General features: G+C 57.1%; 2 protein-coding genes. One reads left to right on the plus strand and one right to left on the minus strand.

Annotated elements, in window-relative coordinates:
• Window positions 1–144: hemin uptake protein HemP (gene hemP / locus PUT78_RS23640; RefSeq protein WP_274354657.1), on the plus strand; the 144-nt coding region annotated here is incomplete at its 5' end.
• A 44-nt stretch (window positions 145–188) separates the two neighbouring features.
• Here hemP and PUT78_RS23645 read toward each other — a convergent pair.
• Window positions 189–959, minus strand: a 771-nt coding sequence (locus PUT78_RS23645) for an amino acid ABC transporter ATP-binding protein (protein WP_420793566.1), incomplete at its 5' end; no start/stop codon positions are given.

The raw sequence follows: 959 nt of genomic DNA on the forward strand, positions 1-959 counted from the left end.
CCGCAACAGCCCCAGACCCAGACGCCCCCTGTACATGACGTCTATTCCCTGACCCGCGGCGGCACGCTTGCCCAGATCCTGCTGGATGGCAAAACCTATCAGCTACGGATTACCCGCGCTGGCAAACTGATCCTGACCAAATAGAAACGGGGGCCGCCTGGCCCCCGTTTCTTTTGCTGTTTGCCGGATCAATGCCCCAGAATCTGGCTGAGGAACAGTTTCGTGCGGTCGGATTTCGGGTTGTTGAAGAACTCATGCGGTTCATTCTGTTCCACGATCTGCCCCTGATCCATGAAGATCACGCGGTTCGCCACCGCCTGCGCAAAGCCCATTTCATGGGTCACGCACAGCATGGTCATGCCTTCCTCGGCAAGCGCGATCATCGTGTCCAGCACTTCCTTGATCATTTCGGGGTCCAGCGCAGATGTCGGTTCGTCAAACAGCATGATGCGCGGCTTCATGCACAGGGACCGCGCGATCGCCACGCGCTGCTGTTGACCGCCCGACAACTGGCCGGGGTATTTCAGCGCCTGTTCGGGGATTTTCACCTTCTCCAGAAAATGCATCGCCGTTTCTTCGGCTTCGCGCTTGGGCACCTTGCGCACCCAGATGGGGGCCAGCGTGCAGTTTTCCAGAATCGTCAGATGCGGGAACAGGTTGAAATGCTGAAACACCATCCCGACTTCGGAGCGCACCTTGTCGATATTCTTCAGATCGCCCGTCAGTTCGGTGCCATCAACAATGATCTGCCCGGCCTGATGTTCTTCCAGCCGGTTGATGCAGCGGATCAGCGTTGACTTCCCTGACCCGGAGGGGCCGCAAATGACAATCCGTTCGCCACGATTGACAGTCATGTTGATGTCGCGCAGCACATGGAACGTGCCATACCATTTGTTCATCGCCGTGATCTGAATGGCAATTTCATCGCTGATCTGCATCTGACTGGTGTCGATTGCGCG

The sequence above is a fragment of the Roseinatronobacter alkalisoli genome, from assembly GCF_028745735.1.
Taxonomy (GTDB): Bacteria; Pseudomonadota; Alphaproteobacteria; order Rhodobacterales; family Rhodobacteraceae; genus Roseinatronobacter; species Roseinatronobacter alkalisoli.